Below are 20,380 nucleotides of genomic sequence, written 5' to 3'. Positions count from 1 at the left end.
CGTTAAGGAAATTTAACCGCCGTCCTCACTGATTTGATAGATTAAGATGGTATATCTTGACTGAGCTGCTTCATTTCTTCGCGCAGCGCAATCAGCGCGCCATCTAAGCTTCTAGTTTTAAAGTGTAGATAGCGAAACCGCCCGTTCCCTTTCTCGTCAATCGTATCTAATTGAGTTCCGTTGTTCCAAAATATGAGCGGTCGATCAGCCCTATAAGGAATACGTTCACTGGTACGAGTCGGAGGCGCTATACCATGTAGATCTGCATATTTATGTAGAATACCACAATAATACTTAAGCTCTTCCTCTCTCGTCATCTTTTCAGCAATCAGTTGAGCTGCCGGAAGATCTTTAACCGTTTGGCGCGCTTGATCAGCCACCTTCAAAGCGGCAGTCCATGCTCCTGAAAGCGGCGTTCCAGTTATTTCAACGAATGGCTGATCTGCACTATTTTCTGGGACATGGATGGAACCGTTGAATGCATCGATTGTCCGTAACTTAGCGTCAGTTGTATCCCTGCTCCTACCAGATATCAGTCTTGAAAGAGACAAAGCTATGATGGCGCCAGCAATCAGCGCAAGACAATGCGAAATCCAGGGAGATACCAAAAAGGCGGAGATAGAGGACCAAAAGAAATCCCATCTTTCGGCTGCATTCACATACCATCCCTTCTCGTCAGCGACTTTGACGAAAAATCCGTTATAGAGTTCGCGCAATACCCCAAGTACAGCGAAACCAAATATCCAAGAATATGCGGACCTAAGTTTTATCTTCATGAGGAACTTATTTGCATAGACGATCCGATTCGTGGAGTCCGCTAGCCAGCGGGTTGATGTAGCACATAACTTGATCTGCGTACGCGGGAACTGCTTGCCTTGACTGACGTTTCGATGGCTCGGCATCAGTATCAGACCCCGCGTCGGAGGCGCATCAAGCTTGACGATCCCTACATCCACCTACCGGATCCAGTTCCGCAATGGCATGACCTTCGACAAGGCGGTCGAGCTTGTTCCTTACCTGCGCGACCTTGGCATCAGCCATCTGTATGCCTCTCCTGTATTCACCGCGGCCAAAGGCTCTACTCACGGCTATGACGTCGCCGATTGCAACGAGATCGAGCCCGAAATCGGTGGGCGCGAAGGCTTTGACCGGCTGAGTGCTGCCTTGAAGGAGGCGGGCCTTGGGCTCATCATCGACATCGTCCCGAACCACATGGCATCCGCTCTCGAAAACCGCTGGTGGCGCAGCATCGTGGAATGGGGCAAGGACAGCCGCTATAGCCACTTCTTCGACGTCAACTGGATGCGCAGGCTAACCCTTCCCTTTCTAGGCGACGACTTTCAACAGGTGCTCGACGCCGGTGATATCACCCTGCTCTACGACGCAGAACAGGGCTGCCTCGCACTTGGCTATTTCGAGAGCCACTATCCGATTGCCCCCTCTACCTATGCCTTGGCGCTCGGCGGTATCGATCACCCGCAGGCGGATGCCCTGATCGCGCTTGCACGGGATGCGAAGCCCGAAGAGGAAGAGGGATTCCACCAGTCGGTGCGCAGCCTTTTGAGTGCCGAGCAAGCAGAAAGTCTGAACGCGTCCCTCGCGCAATTGGCATCCGACAAGACGTTCCTTGCCAGCCTGCATGAGGCACAGCCCTATCGCCTGATGTCCTGGCGTGATGCACCGCGCGACCTCAGCTATCGCCGGTTCTTTGAAATTACAGGGCTCGCGGGCCTGCGTGTCGAAGACGAGGAGGTTTTCCTTGAAAGCCACCGCCTGACGCTGGAACTGGTGAAAAACGGACAGGTAGACGGCCTGCGCATCGACCATGTGGACGGTCTGGCGGATCCCGGTCGCTATCTCGCGCGCCTGCGGGATGAAGTTGGTCCCAAATGCACGCTGCTGGTGGAGAAAATCCTGGCTGACGGAGAACGCATTCCGTCAAAGTGGCCCATTTCCGGCACCACCGGCTATGAATTCATCTCCTCCGTGTCTGATGTCCTGATTGAGCCCTCCGGGTTGGAGACCATGCGGCAGAGCTACGCGGAGCTTGCCGGTCAGCCAATCGACGTGGAGGAGGAAATCCGCAAGGCCAAGGGGCTGATGGCGGATGTCAACTTCGAAGGCGAGTTCCGCACGCTGGTCACCACAGGACTGGAGATTGCACAGACGCATCAGGGACAGGGCAGCGCCGCACTAGATGACGCGGCATTTTCCCATGCACTTCGCGAGCTGCTGATCGCTTTCCCGATCTACAGAACCTATGGCAATGCGATTGGTCTGGAGCCCGCGGACCGTCAGCGACTGAGCGAGGTTCTGACCAAGGTTCGGGACGGCAAAGAACCACCGGATGCTGAGGCTCTGTCGATGATTGCCCGAATTCTGATCGGAGATGTCGACCACACCTCCGATACAAGAGCTGCTGTCTTCCGGACACGCTTCCAGCAACTCACGGGTCCGCTGATGGCAAAGTCCATCGAGGACACTTTGTTCTTCCGCCTCAACCCGGTGCTTGCCCTCAACGAAGTCGGCGCAGAACCTCTGCCCCGCAGCTTCAGCCTGCAGAACTTTCATGCAGACATGAAACTGCGCCAGGCTCAGCAGCCGGAAGGACTTTCCGCCAGCACGACACACGATACGAAGCGTGGCGAAGATGCCCGCGCCCGCCTCTACGCTCTGACGGAACAATCCGACAACTTTGCCGCTGCGATCAGCGACTGGCGAGAGAAGAATGCCGTTGGCCTCGTTCAACTGAACGACGGACCCGCTCCGGAGCCGGAGGTTGAATGGCTGTTGCTGCAGGCCCTCGTCGGTGTCTGGCCGCATGATCTTGATCCGGGAGACACCGAGGGGCTGAAAGCACTCGAGGAGCGTTTCCTGCCTTACGTCGAAAAATCATTGCGGGAAGCGAAGCTCAAGACCAGCTGGAACAACCAGAATGCAGGCTATGAGAAGGCAGTGCTGGCCTATGCCTCCCGTCTGCTTGCTCCAGAAACGCTGGCCTTCCGTGAGGATTTCCTCAACCGCATGCGTCCCGTCATGCTGGCAGGGGCCGTCAACTCCGTCACGCAAACCTTGATCAAGCTCACCGCTCCAGGGGTCCCTGACATCTATCAAGGCAGCGAAACCATGGATCTCAGCCTTGTCGATCCTGACAATCGTCGCATGCCTGACTATGATCGATTGCAGGACATGCTCGATCATACGCCGGACGCTGCAGACACTGAAACCTGGCTGACAGGCCATCTGAAGCAGCATCTCATCGCAACACTGCTGAAACTGCGCCAGCAGAATCCGGATCTCTTCTGGCACGGCGACTATACACCGCTGACCATTGCCGGAGAAAAGCGGGATCACGCCGTGGCCTTCGCTCGAAAGCTCGGCAAACAGACACTCCTCGTCATTGCCCCGCGCTTTGTGCTGGCAGGCATACAGGGAATGAACGCCCTGCCTTCCGCCGAATTCTGGTACGGAACCGGCGTGTCGCTGCGCGATTTGCGCTTCGACGGTGGTCTGGAAGATGTGTTTTCGGGCAGAGGTTTCGAACCGGGCGAGCGCCTGATGCTGGACGATGTCTTCTCCGAGCGCCCTTACGCGGTGCTTCTCGGCAAGGCTTGAGGCCCCGACCACGCTACCCGACCCCTCCCCCGACCGGGGAGGGATGTCTCTTGACGAATGTCCTGAACAGCAAAAAGCGCCGGTTGTTTCCAACCAGCGCTTTTCAAATGTCGTTCAGTTGTCTTCAGGCGATGCCGACGAACGACAGAACGGCCAGAACGATAACAACGGCTCCGACGAGCCAAACAATGCTGTTCATGTTTTCCCCTCCAGTGTTGAAGAATGTGAGGATGCCCGCCCGATTGGCGCGTGTGATCAGGAAAGACCGATCAGGTTCAGGATCGCGATCACGATGACGACGGCTCCCACGAGCCAGACGATGCTGTTCATTTTTCCCAAGCTCCCTTGCGTTTCGCATCATCAACGGCAAGAGGCTGCAAAAGGTTCCACGACCTGTGCGGGAACCTTCCGCTCATCGGTGGGTTGAGCCGGTGCTTTCGAAACGGCATGCCGAGATGGAATTCCAGACTGCCAGCCAGTATCAAGAGGATATCGAATGAGCTTTCACCCGGATACCTCTGTTCTCCAGAGAGGACCGCAGGAAACCCCGCCGGCAGTTGTCGGGCGTCCGACCCGGATCGTCATCATTGGGGCAGGGTTTGGTGGATTGGCGGTCGCACGAGAGCTTGGCAATACCGTCCTTGAGGTGACGGTCATCGATCGACGCAATCACAACCTTTTCCAGCCCCTGCTCTATCAGGTTGCGACTGCCGCCCTGTCTCCCGCCGATATTGCCGAACCAATCCGGCGCACGCTGGGTCGCTACAAGAATATCAGGGTGATGCTTGCGGAAGTCACCGGCGTGGACCAGACGGCCCGGCACGTCCTTCTGGAGGACGGCTCTTCGGTGCCTTACGATCACCTGATCATCGCGACCGGTTCCGAATACAATTATTTCGGCCATGACGAATGGCGCGCCGTCGCGCCCGGATTGAAGACAATCCACGAGGCGCGGCTGATCCGGCAAAGGCTTCTGCTCTCCTTCGAGCGAGCCGAACTCTCGCAGGATGCCACGGAGAAGAAAGCGCTCCTCACCAGCGTCATTATTGGTGGTGGCCCGACAGGCGTCGAGCTGGCAGGCGCCATCGCGGAACTGGGCCGCTATATGATCACCCGGGACTTTCGAAAGCTTGCCCCGGAGGATTTTCGCGTGATCCTGATCGAGGCCGGACCGAAAATCCTAGCGGCCTTTCCCGACGAGCTGACGGATTATGCACGACATGAGCTCATGAAGCTCGGGGTCGACATACGCACAGGTGTACGTGTTGAAAACATCACGCGAGGCAGCGTTCAGACCTCCGGCGGCACCATTCCGGCGGGCAATATCCTGTGGGGTGCGGGCGTCAAGGCATCGCCAGCTCACAAATGGCTGGGGCTGGAGGCGAAGATAGGCGGACGCATTCCAGTTGGTCCCGATCTGCAGGTCGAAGGAACGAAAGGCATCTACGCACTGGGCGATACTGCGCTTCGCATCGATGATGAGGGCAAGCCGCTTCCCGCCCTCGCTCAGGTAGCGAAGCAGCAGGGCGAATATCTGGGCAAGGCTTTGCGCGAACAACTGCTCGACGGCAGGCCTTCAGAGCCGTTTCATTTTCACAATCGCGGAAACACTGCGGTCATTGGCCGTCACGCCGCCATCTTCGATTTCGGCAAACACCGCATGAAAGGCCGTCTGGCCTGGCTGCTCTGGGCGATCGTCCACGTTTACCTGCTCGTCAATTTCGAGAAGCGCCTGCTGGTTACGGTTCAATGGCTATGGCGCTACGTGACGAGGCAGAGGGGCGCGCGTCTCATCGACGAGAACGCGGCAACGGGCTTGCCTGCCATGACACGCGGTTTAAGACCCGAGGATGAGCATGGATCGAGCAGATGAAAGGCGCGCCCGAAAACCGGGCGCACCTGATGGAATTCAAATAATTGGCTTGCCGCCCGTAACGGCAATCGTGGCGCCAGAGACATAGGAAGATAGCGGGTCCGCCAACATGACATAGGCTGTGGCGAGCTCTGCCGGTTGACCCGGTCGCTTCATCGGCACCTGCTTGCCGAAGTTCTTGACGGAGTCTTCGGGAAGCGTCGAGGGAATGAGCGGCGTCCAGATCGGTCCCGGCGCAACCGCATTGGCGCGGATACCCTTTTCCGCCAGCATCTGCGCAAGACCTGCCGTAAAGTTCTGGATCGCGCCCTTCGTCGTGGCATAGGCCAGAAGCGAGGGGTTTGGACTATCCGCATTGATCGAAGTCGTGTTGACGATGGCCGAACCCGGCTTCATGTGCTTCACGACAGCTTTCGTCAGATAGAACATGGCGTGGATGTTGACCTTGAAGGTCAGTTCCCATTCCTCGTCGGAGATCTCGTCGATATCGGAGAAGGTGGCCTGATGCGCGGCATTGTTGACAAGGATATCGATCCCCCCCAAGTCGCGAACAGCCGTCTCGATGATCTTGCGGCAATGGTCCGCCGATTGCAGATCACCCGAGACCAGCACAGCCTTGCGACCAGCCTCTTCAACCAGCCGTTTGGTTTCCTGCGCATCCTCATCTTCATTGAGATAGGAGATCAGCACATCCGCGCCTTCCCGCGCATAGGCGATGGCAACGGCGCGCCCGATCCCGCTATCGGCGCCTGTCACCACTGCCTTCATGCCTTGCAGGCGGCCGGAACCCTTGTAGGAATTCTCGCCATGATCCGGCACCGGCTGCATCTGGCGCGTTAGCCCCGGCATCTCGATCTTTTCCTGCGGGAACGGCGGCGTGGGATGGTTCTGGTTCATGAAGTCTCACCTTTTGTGTTGGCGTGTCCGATTGAGGTCGGAAGTCCAACTCTGGGGTGGCCGCGATGTTCCAGTCCGGGGGGCGCTATGAAAAGTTGCGTCCGTCTTCATAATTGGAGAGGGGCAACCGATTGATACGCCACCAGGCAAAGGCGATGCCCGCGACCACGATGAGAAGCAGAATGACACTGGCGAAACCCCAGCCAGCCAGTGCGGCTTGTTCGACCTGCCTGCCGAACACAAACCCAACCATCACGAGACAGAGAGTCCAGACCAATGCGGAAGCCGCATTGCAGAGTGTGAAGGCAGGCCATGACATAGACCCAAGCCCGACGGGAAGCGCCCCGATTGTCCGCATGCCTTTGGGATAGCGATAGAGAAAAATGTAAGCGATGCCGTAGCGTTGGATGAGCGCATTGGAAATGGCCATCGGCTTGCGGAAGATCGGATACCGCGTCACCCAGGCGATGCCGTAGCGCCGGGCGGCAAGGAAGCGGGCTTCATCGCCCAGATAGCCGCCCGCAAAGGTGGCCCCGAGAACCAGAGACAAATCGAGAAGCTGCGCCTGCGCTGCATAACCTGCGAGAAGTGGCAGGCTACCGCTTTTGAGCGCGCAGTAGAGGAAGAGGATCGCATAAACCCACGGACCGTAGTCTTGCATCAATTCCGTCATACCGCCCATCCCAATCTCGCCGCACTGATCAGCGACACGTAGCCTTACCCGTCACACACTACGGCAGGATGGGCGAAACGGTTCTCGGCATGATCGCGGCAGAAACCGGCAAGCTGCGTGGCAGACTCAGGCTGTGCCTGCCCAATCGAGAATATGGGGCAAGGCACCCAGAAGCGTCGCGCCATGCACATGACCTTCCAGCACACGCGATGACACGAAAAGCTGCGGCACGGATGAAAGACGCCGGATGAGATCCATGGTTTCCGTTGCAGGTCCCGTCGGCGGCGGGCCTTTATCGTTTGAGCGCTGCTCCTTGTCGCCAAGGGATATGAACAGGCGTTTGCGGCTCTTGAGGTTCCAGTCGGCCTGCCGCTCCAGCCGTTCCATCGGCTCCATGGCCCACCAGAGCGAGGGGCTGATCGGCGCATAGGCACTGAAGGCGTCCGGCTGCCGATAGAGAGTGATCAACGTCATCAACCCACCGAACGAGTGCCCACCGAGCGCCCGGCGGCTGGGATCGACTACCAACCCCTCTTCCGACAGGATACGCAAGTCGCCGGTCAAAAGCGGCAGGAACTCAAAGGCGCCGCCAATCCTCCGCTCCGGTCGCAGCGGGTCCGGCTGCGGCACCTCGCCGGTTCTTGGCGGCGTATAGTCCAGCGTACGCTCCGCCATGGCGAACTTGCGCGGCGTATCATAGCCAAGGCCGATGACAATGAGCCCCGGGGCCCGGGCCAGCAGTTCCACAGTCAGGTCATCGAAAATCGCGTTTCCATCCAGCAGATACAGGATTGGAAAGCCAGCAGGAGGTGCGGCTGTCTTGGGTATAGCCCGGAAGATGCGAAAACTGCGCCCGTTCGAAAGCGTCACGGCGCGATTGTCGAGATGATGCGTCGGCACATCTTGCGTGAAGATATCCAGCGTCGTTTCCGCAACCCGCATCTGGGCATAGGTCAGGCTTGGCTTTGTCACAGTCGACATGATCAGCAATGGCAATCCGGTGAGAACAGAACGGCGGGCGAGCGCGACGGGGAGCATGGTTCCTCGCTTTTCAACAGACATCAGGGACAGTGCATGACGATTTCCCGGGGTTGTGATCGGTTGCGGCATATAATTCTTGACGGAGTTACACTGCTTTAAATAAGTGAACTCAGCTTCTCAACTTATAAACACCGGTGGATGGCCTTTTTCAGACCTCACCGGATGGGTGCCAAGGATCAGTCCTCATGTTGCTCTCGACGGTTCGCACATTTGCTCTTTCCGCTGCGCTGGCACTCGGTGCCTCTCAGGCCTTGGCGGCTGACATCACCATTCGCCACGCACAGGGCGAGACGAAGCTTGCCGAGACGCCGAAGAAGGTCGTGACCTTCGATCTTGCCGCCCTCGATACGATGGATGCGCTGGGCGTTCCCGTGGCAGGCGTGCCGAAGGCGCTGATGCCGGATTACCTGCAGAAATACGTAACCGGCCCCGTGCCCAAGGTCGGCACGCTGTTTGAACCGGATTACGAGGCAATTGCCGAGCTTCAGCCGGACCTGATTATCGTGACGGCCCGTTCGGCCTCGAAATTCAAGGAGTTATCCGCGATTGCTCCGACCGTGGATCTCTCCGTGGACGGCAATGACTTTCTGAAGCAATCGGAAGCGAATATCCGAACACTTGCTAAAGTGTTCAATAAGGAAAGCGAAGCTAACCGACTCATCGAAAAGCTGAATTCCTCGACCGCCGAGTTGAAGCAGAAGACGAAGAATGCCGGCAAGGGCCTGCTGGTGCTGACGACCGGCGGCAAGATGAGCACCTATGGTCCGGGCTCCCGTTTCGGCGTCCTGTTTTCAGACTACGGCATGACACCCGCCGATGCCACGATCATGGCAGACAATCACGGGCAGCCGATTTCCTATGAGTACATTCTGGAAAAGAACCCGGACTGGCTGTTCGTCATCGACCGCGATGCCTCGATCGGCAACAAGGGCGAAGCAGCCTCCAAGCTTCTGGACAATGACATCGTGCGCCGCACCACCGCCTGGCAGAAGGGGCATGTCGTCTATCTCGACGGCCTTTCGCTCTATGTGGTGGGTGGCGGCCTGACGGCACTTCAGAACACGGTGGACCAGTTGAACACCGCGCTCGCAAAGCCCTGAGCCGATGGGCGGCGCGCCCTCGGTGTGCCGCCTGCTTCTCATAAGCCCATGCGCCTGACACTTGCCCTCATCGCCCTTCTCTGTCTTGGCATCACCAGCCTGTTCTTCGGCGTGAGTGACATCTCCCCGCTTGCCCTGTTGAGCGGTGAGGCAGACGAGAAGGCCGTGCTGGTGCTTCTGGCAAGCCGCCTTCCCCGCACGCTGGCGCTCGTTCTTGCCGGCTCGGGCCTCGCCGTCTGTGGCACGCTGATGCAGATGCTGGCGCGAAACCGGTTCGTCGAACCCTCCACCGCAGGCACGGTGGAATCTGCCAGCCTTGGCATGCTGATCGCGCTGATCATCTCACCCAACATGCCCGTGATGGGGAAAATGGCCTTCGCCGCCGGGTTTGCTCTGCTTGGAACCGCCCTTTTCCTCGCCATCCTGCGTCGCATTCCGCTGCGCTCGGTCGTCATGGTGCCGCTGGTGGGACTGATGCTGGGAGGTGTGATCTATTCGGTTGCCGCCTTCATCGCCTATCGCCTGAACCTCATGCAATCGCTCGCCGCCTTCGAAAGTGGCGACTTCTCCTCGGTTTTGCGCGGGCGCTACGAAATCCTCTGGCTCTCGCTCGTCATGACGATAGCCGCCTATGTGGCAGCTGACCGCTTCACGCTTGCCGGATTGGGCGAGGAGTTCGCCACCAATCTCGGGCTGAATTATCACCGCATCATGATGCTGGGGCTCATCATCGTTTCCATGGTCACGGCCTGCGTCGTGGTCACGGCAGGTGTTATTCCGTTCCTCGGCCTCATCGTGCCGAATGTCATCAGCATGATCATGGGCGACAGCCTGCGCCGCACCCTGCCCTGGACGGCGATTCTTGGCGCCGGGCTTGTGCTGGCCTGCGACATCATTGGTCGCATCGTCGTCTGGCCCTTCGAAGTGCCAGTGGGCGCGGTGCTGGGCGTGCTGGGTAGCGCCTTCTTCCTGTTCCTCCTCTTCAGGAGGCAGAGCCGTGCGGCGTAACCCCCTGGCGATCCTGGCAATTCTGGCGCTGATTGCGCTGGCTGCGGCAATCGGTTTCATGACCATCGGCGCACGCGGCAGCTGGAGTTTCATCCTCTCCTTCCGCGGCACGAAGCTTCTGGGCATGGTGCTGGTAGGCTATGCCATCGCGCTCTCCACCGTTCTCTTCCAGACCATCACCAACAACCGCATCCTGACACCTTCGATCATGGGCTTCGATGCGCTTTACGGCCTGCTGCAAACCCTGTTGGTGCTGGTGTTCGGGGCCGCCTTCATTTCGGGGCTCGATGCACGCCTGCTCTTCCTGATCGAAGTCACCGTCATGATGGGCTTTTCGCTCATTCTTTTCCGCCTGCTGTTTTCCGGGGCGCTGAAGAGCCTGCACCTTCTGATGCTGGCGGGCGTCGTGCTCGGCATCCTGTTCCGCAGCCTCTCCGGATTTCTGCAGCGGATCATCGACCCGAATGATTTCCTCGTTCTTCAGGATCGCCTGTTCGCCAGCTTCAATTCCATCGACAGCCAGTTGCTGGGTGTTTCTTTCCTGCTGGTCGGCCTTGTCTCGGCTATTGCCTGGCGCATCGGGCACAGCTTCGATGTCATGGCGCTGGGACGCGAGACCGCAATCTCGCTGGGCGTGGACCACCAGCGGCAGACCCTCGTGATCCTGCTTCTGGTATCGGTCCTCGTTTGCGTCTCGACGGCGCTGGTGGGGCCTGCCACTTTCTTCGGTCTGCTGGTCGCAAACCTCGCTTACATCATCATGCCGACCGCCAAGCATCGCCACGTCATTCCGGCGGCCTGCCTGCTGGCCATCATCACGCTGGTGGGCGGACAGACCCTGCTGGAACGCGTATTCGCCTTCAACACCGCACTCTCCATCATCATCGAGTTTGCCGGTGGCCTGTTCTTCATTCTCTTCCTGCTCAGAGGAGCGATCCGATGATCGAGATCCGTGATGTCAGCAAAACCTATGGTTCCACCGTGGTTGTCGATGGCGTTTCCCTGACGCTGCCGAAGGGCGGGCTGACGGCCATCATCGGTCCGAACGGTGCGGGCAAATCGACACTTCTATCCATGGTGGCACGCCTTCTGCCGATGGATTCCGGACAGGTGATGGTGGACGGACTGGATGTTGCCCGCACACCGGGCGATGCGCTGGCGCGTCGTCTGGCCTTTCTGCGGCAGGACAATCACATGGTCGCCCGCCTGACGGTGCGCGATCTCGTGACCTTTGGCCGCTACCCCTATTCCAGGGGCCGCCCGACGCGGGAGGATCAAGGCCATGTGGAACGGGCGCTCGGCTATCTCGGTCTGAGTGATCTCTCCGAACGCTATCTGGATGAACTGTCCGGTGGCCAGCGCCAGCGCGCTTTCGTTGCCATGGTGCTGTGCCAGGATACGGATTACATGCTGTTCGACGAGCCGCTGAACAATCTCGACATTCGCCATGCGGTCGGCATGATGAAGCTCCTGAAGGGGGCCGCAAAGGATTTCGCCAAGACCGTGGTCGTCGTCCTGCATGACATCAACTTCGCCTCCTGCTATGCGGATCACATCGTCGTCATGCGCGATGGCAAATTGTTTCTTCAGGGAACGCCGGACGATATCGTGCGACCGGAGATCCTGTCATCGATCTATGCTACGGACTTTGCCGTCCATGACCTCGATGGGCACCGGATCGCCACCTATTTCACCTGATGTCTTCTCACGGAACCCGCCATGCCGAATGATACGCCTGGTCTCGACATTTTCCACGACGGGCATCGCATACGGCTGAAATGGCATCGCCTGCGCCTTTCGCTGGATGCTCCGCTGTTTTCCGCCGTAACCATGGCGGAGGGTTTTCGCGTCGGCGCCTCCATGGAGCTGGACCTGCGGGTGCGCGGCGATGGCGGCTTTGTCGTTCTCCACGACAGTGACCTCGAAGGCGAAACGACGGGCAACGGGCCGGCTTGTAAGGCTGATGCGGCGACGATCAGAGCACTGTCCATGAAATCCGGCGGAACCCCGCCCATTCTCTCGGAAGATCTGGCCGGGTTGATGCAGACGGCTCACCCGGAGGCGCTGCTCCAATTCGACATGAAGGATGACCTGAAGACGATTGGCGAAAAGGGTCTGGATCATCTGGCTCGAACCTTCGCGGGCCTTGGTCGGTTCATGATCGTCAGCGGCGCTAACCTCGATCTGATCAAAGCGATCAAGACACGCCTGCCCGATGCACAGCGGGGCATCGACCCCACCAACAAACTGCTGGCACTGCTGCGTCATAAAGGCTCTTCAGCGGTTGAAGCAGAATTGCGCGCCGACTGTCTGGGACCAACCGAGCCGCAGACAATCTACCTCTCCTGGCCACTGATCCTTGAAGCCCATGCGGCGGGTCTTGATCTCATCGGTCTCTGCCACGCACTCGGCAAGACCGTCGATGCGTGGACCTTCAACATGGCGGATCGTGCTGAAGGCTTTTCGGATGACGAATGGCAGCGGTTCTCGACGCTCGTCAGCCTGAAGCCAGACCAGATCACCACGGATGAAGCTCCGGCAACGGAACACGCATGGCTTGCCCGCTACAGAACATAAACGCAAAGAACCCGCCAGATGGCGGGCTCTTGCAGATACGTCTGTGATCTATCGGATCAGATTTCCGGGCAACCGCGCTCGTTGGCGAAGGTAATGCGCTCCAGTCCACGGCGCGTATAGCCCTCCACGATAACACGACCGGGGGTTACACGAACCACTTCCGGGTCACGCAGACCTGCCTCACGAGCGGCTGCACGGGCCTCACGCTCATCACAGCCACGGCGTGGCGGCGGAGGACCACGGCGGTCATTATCGCGAATGACGGGGCGAACGCCATCGGGGCCGATGCGCAATTCAAGGTCCTGCGCCCCTGCCGGGACTGAACTGACGACGGCTGCTGCTGCCATGGTGAGCGCCACTCCGGCTGCCTGGATCGCCTTAAACATCTTTCCTCCTTGTGCGCCTTTTCAGCACATCAATCGATATCATCCCGGCAAGAACGCCGAACACGCCAACCGGTTCCAAGAAGATAACCGCTTCGGATGAAACACAATAGTCCATCCTCCGCCCAATTCCTGGTAAATCGGTTTATTCGTATTATCAGTCGTGACTACACCGTCACTTGATCATTTCCACTGCACAACTTCCTGAACCTCGACGAGACGATGAAGCGTATTCTGTTTTAGTTATCTGGCTTGTACATGACCTATTGCACGTTAGGTCTGAAAAATAAAGATTTACCTCGCTAAGCAGTCTTTCGGTCCGAACCCAGATCACCCCACCTATCTCCTTCTTTCAGAGGTCAGACGAGAGTCAGATATCGAGCGCATCTTTCAGGGCCAAGCCATCGCGCACGCGCAGATCCAGATCCGCTTCGATATGGTCTATGTGATGCAGCATGATGGCGCTCGCCCGTGCCGCATCGCGCGCCTCCAGCGCCTCCAGAATATCGGCATGCTCATTGTGGCCGCAACGCGAAACGCCTGTGTTTCCGTAAAGAGCGATGACGAGCGAAGAGCGCGCAATAAGTTCATCCATAAAACGCTGGAGGATGACATTACCGGAAACTTCCGCCAGCATGAGATGAAAATCGCCGGAGGCCTTGATCTCCGCGCGCCGCGCCGCTGGCCCACGCTGGCTCATATACTGCGTTTCTTCCTCCAGATGCCGACGAAAGCGCTCTAGATCGGTAGAGGTTAGGCGCTCCATTGCGGCAAGCACGATGCCGGGTTCCAGCAGGCGTCTCGAGGCAAAAACCTGACGCGCTTCATCCGGGGTAGGATTGGATACAAAAGCACCCCTGTTTCGTTCCGCCTTTACCAAGCCTTCAAATGCAAGCATCTGTAAAGAGGCACGAACTACAGTGCGGCTGGCCTCGAACAGCATGCCGACTTCACTTTCCGAAAGCTTGGTCCCCGGCGCCAGACGGCGGTCGACAATCGCGTTGCGAAGAGCATCCCGAATGGCCAAAGCGCGATCATCCGGGGCGATATCGAAGGGGGAAATCTTGTCGCTGATCTGCATGGCGGGATCCGGTTTCTGACGGACTGTACTCTGAGATACGCCGCAAAGGAAAGCACGTTCCACTTGAATGGCGTATGGAATACAATAACACCACTACATCGTATACGATCGCTAAAATTTTGAGCACGTCGTGCTCCTTCATTGTGCGTGCAGTGCACAAATTAACAGAACCTTGCTTTCGGAGCTTCGGAAACGCCGCAGCAATGAACTTGGCACGAACCATGCATCGTTACAGCGCGGCGCGTTCGATTGAACGCGCAAACGACGCTGTAAGATTTTGACTTGATGCATGTTCGTTCCGCTCAGCCGAATCCGGTGAGCGCGACATGCATGAGTCCTATCTTGAAGGAGACGTGCATGAGCAAAGCAGCCGAGATAGAAATTGCGTCAGTTTCCAAGATCTACGGAAACACAACCGCAGTTCATGCCATCAGCCTGAAGATTCCGGCTGGAAGCTATTGCTGCCTTCTTGGCCCTTCCGGTTGCGGCAAGACGTCCACCTTGCGGATGATTGCGGGCCACGAAAGCGTATCAGGTGGCGATATTCTTCTCGGCAACAAGAATGTCACGGATCTTGCCCCTGCCGAACGGGGCACCGCCATGATGTTCCAGTCCTATGCGCTGTTTCCACATCTCGATCTGGTCGACAATGTCGCCTTTTCGATGAAGATGAAGGGCGTGGACAAGGAGACGCGCCGCGCCAAGGCGCTGGATATGCTGAAGCTGATGCAGCTTGAGCCCTATGCCAGCCGCCGTCCGGCGCAACTTTCTGGCGGCCAGCAGCAACGCGTGGCGCTTGCCCGTGCGCTGATCACCGACCCGGAAGCGCTGCTGCTGGACGAACCGCTTTCGGCGCTCGATCCCTTCCTGAAGATCCGCATGCGCGCCGAACTTAAAAAACTGCAGACATCGCTTGGCATCACCTTCGTACATGTGACCCACAGCCAGGAAGAGGCCATGGCGCTGGCGGATATCATCGTCGTCATGAACGATGGCCGCATCGAGCAGGCAGCCGCGCCGCGCACTGTGTTCGAACGTCCGGCGACGGCCTTCGTCGCCCGCTTCATGGGCGACCATAACGTGATCTCCGGGCGCGCCACGTCGTCCACGCCGTCAGGCCTTTCACTCACAGTACTGGCAGGCGGCACATTCAGCGCCCCGGCTTGCGGCATACCAGAAGGCGGCCCGGTCGACCTCGCCATCCGCACCGACCGTGTGCAGATCGGCAAGGCCGCGCAGGATGGGCTGGGCTTCACCGGCAGTGTCTCCAATATCGAATATCGCGGCTCCTCCGTGAAGCTCACCGCCACCGGCGCTGGGATCGAGGAGTTCACCGCAATCATCAGCGACAGAGAGTTCTTCGAACAGCCGATCAAGGTTGGCGAAGCCATTCAGCTATCCTGGGATGCCGGGGACGTCATCGTCCTCGGAAAGGCTCAATAATAAGCAGCGCAACAAACACCAGCACAATAAAAACCAGAGAGGAACATGGCATGACCGACAAGACGAACAAGCCTTCGGGCCTGACCCGCCGCAGCCTTCTGAAAACCGCATCCGCCGCCGCGGGCCTCGCCGCCGGTTCCGGCGCCATCACCGGTTTTCCGACCATCTGGGCGCAGAGCAAGATCACGCTGCGCCAGTTCGGCACCGGCGTTTCCAACATCAACGCCATTGCCGAACAGTGCAAGAAGGACCTCGGCATCACGCTGGAAATGACGGCGACCGATTCCGACGCCGCCGCCCAGCGCGCCGTGACGCAGCCGAATTCCTACGATATCGCCGATATCGAATACTGGATCCTGAAGAAGGTCTATCCGGCAGGCGTCATCCAGCCCATGGATGTCAAGAAGCTGAAATACTATGACAAGGTCGTTCCGCTGTTCAAGAACGGCAAGTTGAAGCCCGATAGCGTGATTGCGCAGGGCACCGCGCCCCACACGGTCGGCTATGTAGAAAAGCCCGGCACCAAGACCTTCGCCAAGAGCGAAACCGAATGGTTCACCATGATGCCGACCATCTACAATGCCGATACGCTCGGCATTCGTCCGGACCTCGTCGGCCGCGAAATCACCACCTGGGCGGATATTCTCGATCCGGCCTTTAAGGGCAAGACCGCCATCCTGAATATCCCGTCCATCGGCATCATGGATGCGGCGATGATCATGGAAGCCTCGGGCAAGATCAAATATGCCGACAAGGGCAACATGACGAAGGAAGAGATCGATAAGACCATCGCCTTCCTCATTGAAATGAAGAAAGCCGGACAGTTCCGCGCCTTCTGGAAGAGCTTCGATGAATCAGTGAACCTGATGGCGTCCGGCGAAGTGGTCATCCAGTCCATGTGGTCGCCTGCAGTTGCCGCCGTCCGCTCCAAGGGCATTGCCTGCAAATACCAGCCGCTGAAGGAAGGTTACCGTTCGTGGGGCGGCGGTCTGGGCCTTGCCGCACATCTGAAGGGCGCGCAGCTCGACGCGGCTTACGAATACATCAACTGGTACACATCCGGCTGGGTCGGCGGCTATCTCAACCGTCAGGGCTATTATTCCGCCTGCATGGATACGGCCAAGAAGTTCATGACAGACGACGAGTGGGGCTACTGGATCGAAGGCAAGGCTGCCAAGGGCGACATTCTCTCGCCGGAAGGCAAGGTCATGGAAAAGGCCGGTGCCGTGCGCGATGGCGGCTCCTTCGAGGACCGTATGGGCAAGGTCGCCTGCTGGAACTCCGTCATGGACGAAGACCGCTACATGGTTCGCCGCTGGAACGAATTCATCGCGGCGTAAGGGCAACAAAGCCCCTCCCGGCCTGCCGGCCACCCTCCCACAAGGGGGAGGGAAGACCGCGGCGACGCCTCCACTTCACCGGCAATGCAGGCGAAACGGAAGCATGGGAACGATGACTAGTCTGCGGAGGCAACTGCGCAGATACACCTCCAACGGAGGATGAGACTGTGCCGCTTGTTGTCTCCCCCCTTGTGGGGGAGATGGCTGGCAGGCCAGAGGGGGAATCCCAAAGGAGAGACGATCCATGGCAACAGTACGTTTCATAGGCGTTGGAGAGTCGAAGCCGAAGCGGAACATCCGCATCTCGCCGAAGCTTGCCGCCTATCTGCAGGCCGCGCCGCTCACGGTCATTCTCGGCGTCTTCCTTGCGCTTCCGCTTCTGATGATCCTCGTGGTTAGCTTCTGGGACTATGACTTCGCCCAGATGTATCCCGACTTTCTCACCATGAACTATGTCGAGACGCTCGGTTCCTGGGTGACCTGGAAGACCTATCTCAACACATTGAAATTCGCGGTCCTTGTCTGGGCCATTACACTGTTCATCGGCTTCTGGGTCGCCTATTTCCTGGCATTCCACATCAGAACCACGGCGATGCAGATGGTGCTGTTTCTGGTGTGCACAGTGCCGTTCCTCACCTCGAACATCATCCGCATGATTTCCTGGATCCCGGTTCTCGGGCGAAACGGGTTGATCAATTCCGGCCTCGTCAATTCCGGACTCGTGTCCGAACCAGTCGAATGGCTGCTCTATTCGGATTTCGCTGTCGTGCTGGCCATGGTGCATCTCTACACGCTCTTCATGGTGACGCCGATTTTCAATACGTTGATGCGCATCGATAAATCGCTGGTGGAAGCAGCACGCGATGCAGGCGCCACAAGCTGGCAGGTGCTGACGAATGTCATCATTCCACTGGCCAAACCCGGCATGGCCATCGGCACCATTTTCGTAGTCACCTTGGTCATGGCGGATTTCTCGACCGTTCAGGTCATGTCCGGTGGGCAAAGCGCATCCGTGGCACTGATGATGAAGAACCAGATGTCCCTGCTGCAATATCCGGCGGCGGCGGCTAATGCCGTTGTGCTTCTGATCCTCGTTCTTTCCATGGTCGCAGGCATTCTGCGCATCGTCGATATTCGCAAGGAGCTTTGAGATGTACGCAGATAAACGCTCCCGAGAGTTCTATATCCTGGCCTTCTTCTTCGCGATCTTCGTGCTGTTTCTCTATGGGCCGCTGTCGGCCATCGTCATCCTCTCGTTTCAGGGCGAAAACGGCGGGCTCACCTTTCCGCTGAACGGGGTTTCGCTGCACTGGTTTGCGAACTTGCTGGAAACCCAGGCCGTGGGCGATTTCGGCGGCTCCTTCCGGCGCTCGGCAGCGCTTGGCCTCATGGTCATGGCCGTCACGGTTCTGGTGTCGCTTCTGGCGGGCCTTGCCTTTCGCCGAAAATTCATCGGCGCAACCGCGCTCTTCTACCTCTCCATCGCCAGCCTTGTGGTCCCGTCGATCATCATCTCGCTCGGGATCGGCGTCATGTTTCAGCAGGCAGGCGTACAGCCCGCATGGTTCTCCTCGGCCTTCGGCGCGCACCTGACCTGGACCCTGCCCTTCGGTGTGCTGATCATGTTCGCCGTGTTCAACCGCTTCTCGCCCTCTTACGAAGAAGCGGCGCGAGATCTGGGAGCCAGTGCCTGGCAGACATTCCGCTATGTGGTGTTGCCGATGATCGCGCCATCGCTCGTCGGTGTCGGCCTGTTCGGCTTCACGCTCTCCTATGACGAGTTTGCACGAACGCTGATGACATCCGGCACCTACAATACGCTGCCGCTGGAGATTTATGGTATGACGACCAACGTCACGACGCCGGTTCTTTATGCGCTGGGCACAGTAACCACCGTTTTCTCTTTCCTCGTGATTGCCGGAACACTCGGTCTGATCGCCCTTCTCAACCGCCGCAGGACACGCGGCTGATGAAGATCCTGCTGGTCAATCCAAATACCACCGCAAGTATGACCGCGACGGCTGCCCATGCCGCGAGGCTGGTTGCAGCCCACGGCACCGAGGTCGTCGCAGTCACATCGTCCATGGGGCCGGTATCGATCGAAGGCTACTATGACGAAGCACTTGCCATTCCCGGCCTGCTGATGGAAATCGCAGCGGGTGAAAGATCTGGCGCGCAAGCGGCCATCATCTCCTGTTTCGACGATACGGGGCTGGATGCCGCCCGCGCTCTGGCAAACATTCCAGTGATTGGCATCTGCGAAGCGGCGCTCGCCGCCGCCGCCTTCATCGCCCAGCGGATCACAATCGTCACGACAATGGAGCGCTCGCGCCTACCGCTCGAACACCTTGTCCATCGCTATGGCATGGCGGGACGCGCAAAGGTGCGGGCCGCCGATATCCCGGTTCTCTCTCTGGAAGACCCCTCCTCCAACGCCCGCGCCAGACTGTGCCAGCAGATGGAAATGGCACTGCGCGACGATAGAGCCGAAGCCATCGTGCTGGGATGTGCAGGCATGGCGGACCTAACGGCGGATCTGCGCAAGGAGTTCGGCGTGCCGGTCATCGACGGCGTGGCCGCAGCCGTGAAACAGGCGGAATGTCTCATCTCGCTTGGTCTCACCACGTCGAAGATCGGCGCCTATGCGCCACCGCTCCCCAAACCCTATCTCGGCGCTTTGACCTCTTTTGCACCGGAAGCGATGCTGGCATGAGCGAGCCGCACATCCGCAATCTGAACCTTTCCGACCTGTACACCCTGCTGGACTGGGCAAAGGCAGAAGGATGGAACCCCGGCCTTGATGATGCTGAGCCCTTTTTCGCCGCCGACCCGAACGGCTTCTTCGGCTGTTTCATTGAGGGAAAACTTGCCTCGGCGATTTCCGCTGTGCGCTACGGTGAAACTTTTGGCTTCATCGGTCTCTACATCAGTCATCCGGATTTTCGCGGGAAGGGCCTGGGCCGACGCGTGTGGGATCACGGCATGGCCTATCTCGAAGGCCGAACGGTGGGACTGGATGGCGTACCACAGCAGCAGGCCAATTATGCGCGCATGGGTTTCAACCCCTATTATAATACGATACGCTGGAGCGGGTATTTCAAGAGCGATACAATCGTCTCGCCAAAGGTAATCGCGCTTGATCCATCAGCCTTCAGAGCGATTGCGCAATTCGACCGACGCGCCTTTCCCGAAGAGCGAACCGCGTTTCTGCGCGCATGGATCGCCCCGCCGCGCCATGCACTTGGTCTGATGCAGAATGGCAGGCTGACCGGCTAGAGTCTGTCAGTTTTAAATTGAACCATAACCTGCATGTCTGAAGTAGTTGGAGCACTCCTGGGGGCTGAACGCC

At 58.4% G+C, this 20,380-nt stretch carries 20 protein-coding genes; 14 read left to right on the top strand and 6 right to left on the bottom strand.

All coding sequences use genetic code 11. From position 1 onward, the window contains the following. Window positions 1-41: 41 nt before the first annotated feature. Window positions 42-776, bottom strand: coding sequence for a hypothetical protein (locus MUU53_RS14645; protein ID WP_247261549.1), 735 nt, complete (start codon window positions 774-776; stop codon window positions 42-44). 160 nt (window positions 777-936) lie between these two features. Here MUU53_RS14645 and treY point away from each other — a divergent pair, with 160 nt between their 5' ends. The 3 genes from treY (at window position 937) to MUU53_RS14630 (ending at window position 5,488) form a co-directional block, all read left to right on the top strand. Continuing rightward, a complete protein-coding gene (gene treY, locus MUU53_RS14640; RefSeq protein WP_247261548.1) occupies window positions 937-3,615 on the top strand; it encodes a malto-oligosyltrehalose synthase in 2,679 nt (892 codons plus the stop codon). A 43-nt stretch (window positions 3,616-3,658) separates the two neighbouring features. Then, entirely contained in the window at window positions 3,659-4,042 is a 384-nt protein-coding gene (locus MUU53_RS14635) for a hypothetical protein (protein ID WP_247261547.1), read from the top strand. Window positions 4,043-4,111: 69 nt separating this feature from the next. Then, window positions 4,112-5,488, top strand: coding sequence for an NAD(P)/FAD-dependent oxidoreductase (locus MUU53_RS14630; RefSeq protein ID WP_247261546.1), 1,377 nt, complete (start codon window positions 4,112-4,114; stop codon window positions 5,486-5,488). A 36-nt stretch (window positions 5,489-5,524) separates the two neighbouring features. On the opposite strand, the gene MUU53_RS14625 is transcribed toward MUU53_RS14630, so the two are convergent. The 3 genes from MUU53_RS14625 to MUU53_RS14615 form a co-directional block, all read right to left on the bottom strand. Further along, window positions 5,525-6,337 (bottom strand): SDR family oxidoreductase, encoded by an 813-nt coding sequence (locus MUU53_RS14625; RefSeq protein ID WP_247261591.1) that lies wholly within the window; start codon window positions 6,335-6,337, stop codon window positions 5,525-5,527. Window positions 6,338-6,470: 133 nt separating this feature from the next. Then, the gene (locus tag MUU53_RS14620) at window positions 6,471-7,058 is read right to left on the bottom strand and encodes a DedA family protein (RefSeq protein ID WP_247261545.1); all 588 of its coding nucleotides are present in this window, start codon (window positions 7,056-7,058) and stop codon (window positions 6,471-6,473) included. A gap of 126 nt (window positions 7,059-7,184) precedes the next feature. After that, window positions 7,185-8,096 (bottom strand): alpha/beta hydrolase, encoded by a 912-nt coding sequence (locus tag MUU53_RS14615; protein ID WP_247261544.1) that lies wholly within the window; start codon window positions 8,094-8,096, stop codon window positions 7,185-7,187. A gap of 188 nt (window positions 8,097-8,284) precedes the next feature. Here MUU53_RS14615 and MUU53_RS14610 point away from each other — a divergent pair, with 188 nt between their 5' ends. From MUU53_RS14610 to MUU53_RS14590, 5 genes are read left to right on the top strand one after another with little or no spacing between them, the layout of a single operon-like run. Then, window positions 8,285-9,199, top strand: a complete 915-nt coding sequence (locus MUU53_RS14610; RefSeq protein WP_247261543.1) for a siderophore ABC transporter substrate-binding protein — start codon at window positions 8,285-8,287, stop codon at window positions 9,197-9,199. A 48-nt stretch (window positions 9,200-9,247) separates the two neighbouring features. Next, window positions 9,248-10,207: an ABC transporter permease gene (locus MUU53_RS14605; protein ID WP_247261542.1), complete on the top strand. Its 960-nt coding sequence runs from the start codon at window positions 9,248-9,250 to the stop codon at window positions 10,205-10,207. Next, the gene (locus tag MUU53_RS14600) at window positions 10,197-11,150 is read left to right on the top strand and encodes an iron chelate uptake ABC transporter family permease subunit (RefSeq protein ID WP_247261541.1); all 954 of its coding nucleotides are present in this window, start codon (window positions 10,197-10,199) and stop codon (window positions 11,148-11,150) included. The genes MUU53_RS14605 and MUU53_RS14600 overlap by 11 nt, the downstream gene beginning before the upstream one ends. After that, window positions 11,147-11,905 carry an iron ABC transporter ATP-binding protein gene (locus tag MUU53_RS14595; protein ID WP_247261540.1) on the top strand — a complete coding sequence of 253 codons (759 nt, stop codon included), beginning with the start codon at window positions 11,147-11,149 and terminating at the stop codon, window positions 11,903-11,905. The genes MUU53_RS14600 and MUU53_RS14595 overlap by 4 nt, the downstream gene beginning before the upstream one ends. Window positions 11,906-11,926: 21 nt before the next feature. Then, the gene (locus tag MUU53_RS14590; RefSeq protein ID WP_247261539.1) at window positions 11,927-12,784 is read left to right on the top strand and encodes a glycerophosphodiester phosphodiesterase; all 858 of its coding nucleotides are present in this window, start codon (window positions 11,927-11,929) and stop codon (window positions 12,782-12,784) included. Between the two features lie 56 nt (window positions 12,785-12,840). Here the strand turns inward: MUU53_RS14590 and MUU53_RS14585 are convergent, their stop codons facing one another. Together MUU53_RS14585 and MUU53_RS14580 are read right to left on the bottom strand one after the other, a co-directional pair. Then, window positions 12,841-13,131 (bottom strand): hypothetical protein, encoded by a 291-nt coding sequence (locus MUU53_RS14585; protein ID WP_377307126.1) that lies wholly within the window; start codon window positions 13,129-13,131, stop codon window positions 12,841-12,843. Between the two features lie 406 nt (window positions 13,132-13,537). After that, window positions 13,538-14,248 (bottom strand): GntR family transcriptional regulator, encoded by a 711-nt coding sequence (locus MUU53_RS14580; RefSeq protein ID WP_247261537.1) that lies wholly within the window; start codon window positions 14,246-14,248, stop codon window positions 13,538-13,540. Window positions 14,249-14,605: 357 nt separating this feature from the next. Between MUU53_RS14580 and MUU53_RS14575 the strand changes: the two genes are divergently transcribed. From MUU53_RS14575 to MUU53_RS14550, 6 genes are all read left to right on the top strand, one after another. Next, window positions 14,606-15,691, top strand: coding sequence for an ABC transporter ATP-binding protein (locus MUU53_RS14575; RefSeq protein WP_247261536.1), 1,086 nt, complete (start codon window positions 14,606-14,608; stop codon window positions 15,689-15,691). 50 nt (window positions 15,692-15,741) lie between these two features. Beyond that, the gene (locus MUU53_RS14570) at window positions 15,742-17,031 is read left to right on the top strand and encodes an ABC transporter substrate-binding protein (protein WP_247261535.1); all 1,290 of its coding nucleotides are present in this window, start codon (window positions 15,742-15,744) and stop codon (window positions 17,029-17,031) included. A 244-nt stretch (window positions 17,032-17,275) separates the two neighbouring features. After that, complete coding sequence (locus MUU53_RS14565; RefSeq protein ID WP_247261534.1) at window positions 17,276-18,181, top strand: ABC transporter permease; 906 nt, start codon at window positions 17,276-17,278, stop codon at window positions 18,179-18,181. Between the two features lies 1 nt (window position 18,182). Then, entirely contained in the window at window positions 18,183-19,001 is an 819-nt protein-coding gene (locus MUU53_RS14560) for an ABC transporter permease (protein ID WP_247261533.1), read from the top strand. Next, window positions 19,001-19,744 (top strand): aspartate/glutamate racemase family protein, encoded by a 744-nt coding sequence (locus tag MUU53_RS14555; protein WP_247261532.1) that lies wholly within the window; start codon window positions 19,001-19,003, stop codon window positions 19,742-19,744. Before MUU53_RS14560 ends, MUU53_RS14555 begins: the two co-directional genes overlap by 1 nt. Further along, window positions 19,741-20,307 (top strand): GNAT family N-acetyltransferase, encoded by a 567-nt coding sequence (locus MUU53_RS14550; protein ID WP_247261531.1) that lies wholly within the window; start codon window positions 19,741-19,743, stop codon window positions 20,305-20,307. Before MUU53_RS14555 ends, MUU53_RS14550 begins: the two co-directional genes overlap by 4 nt. Window positions 20,308-20,380: the final 73 nt, after the last annotated feature.

The sequence above is a fragment of the Affinirhizobium lemnae genome (genome assembly GCF_022968395.1).
GTDB lineage: Bacteria > Pseudomonadota > Alphaproteobacteria > Rhizobiales > Rhizobiaceae > Neorhizobium > Neorhizobium lemnae.
This window is presented reverse-complemented; position numbering and strand designations above follow the sequence as displayed.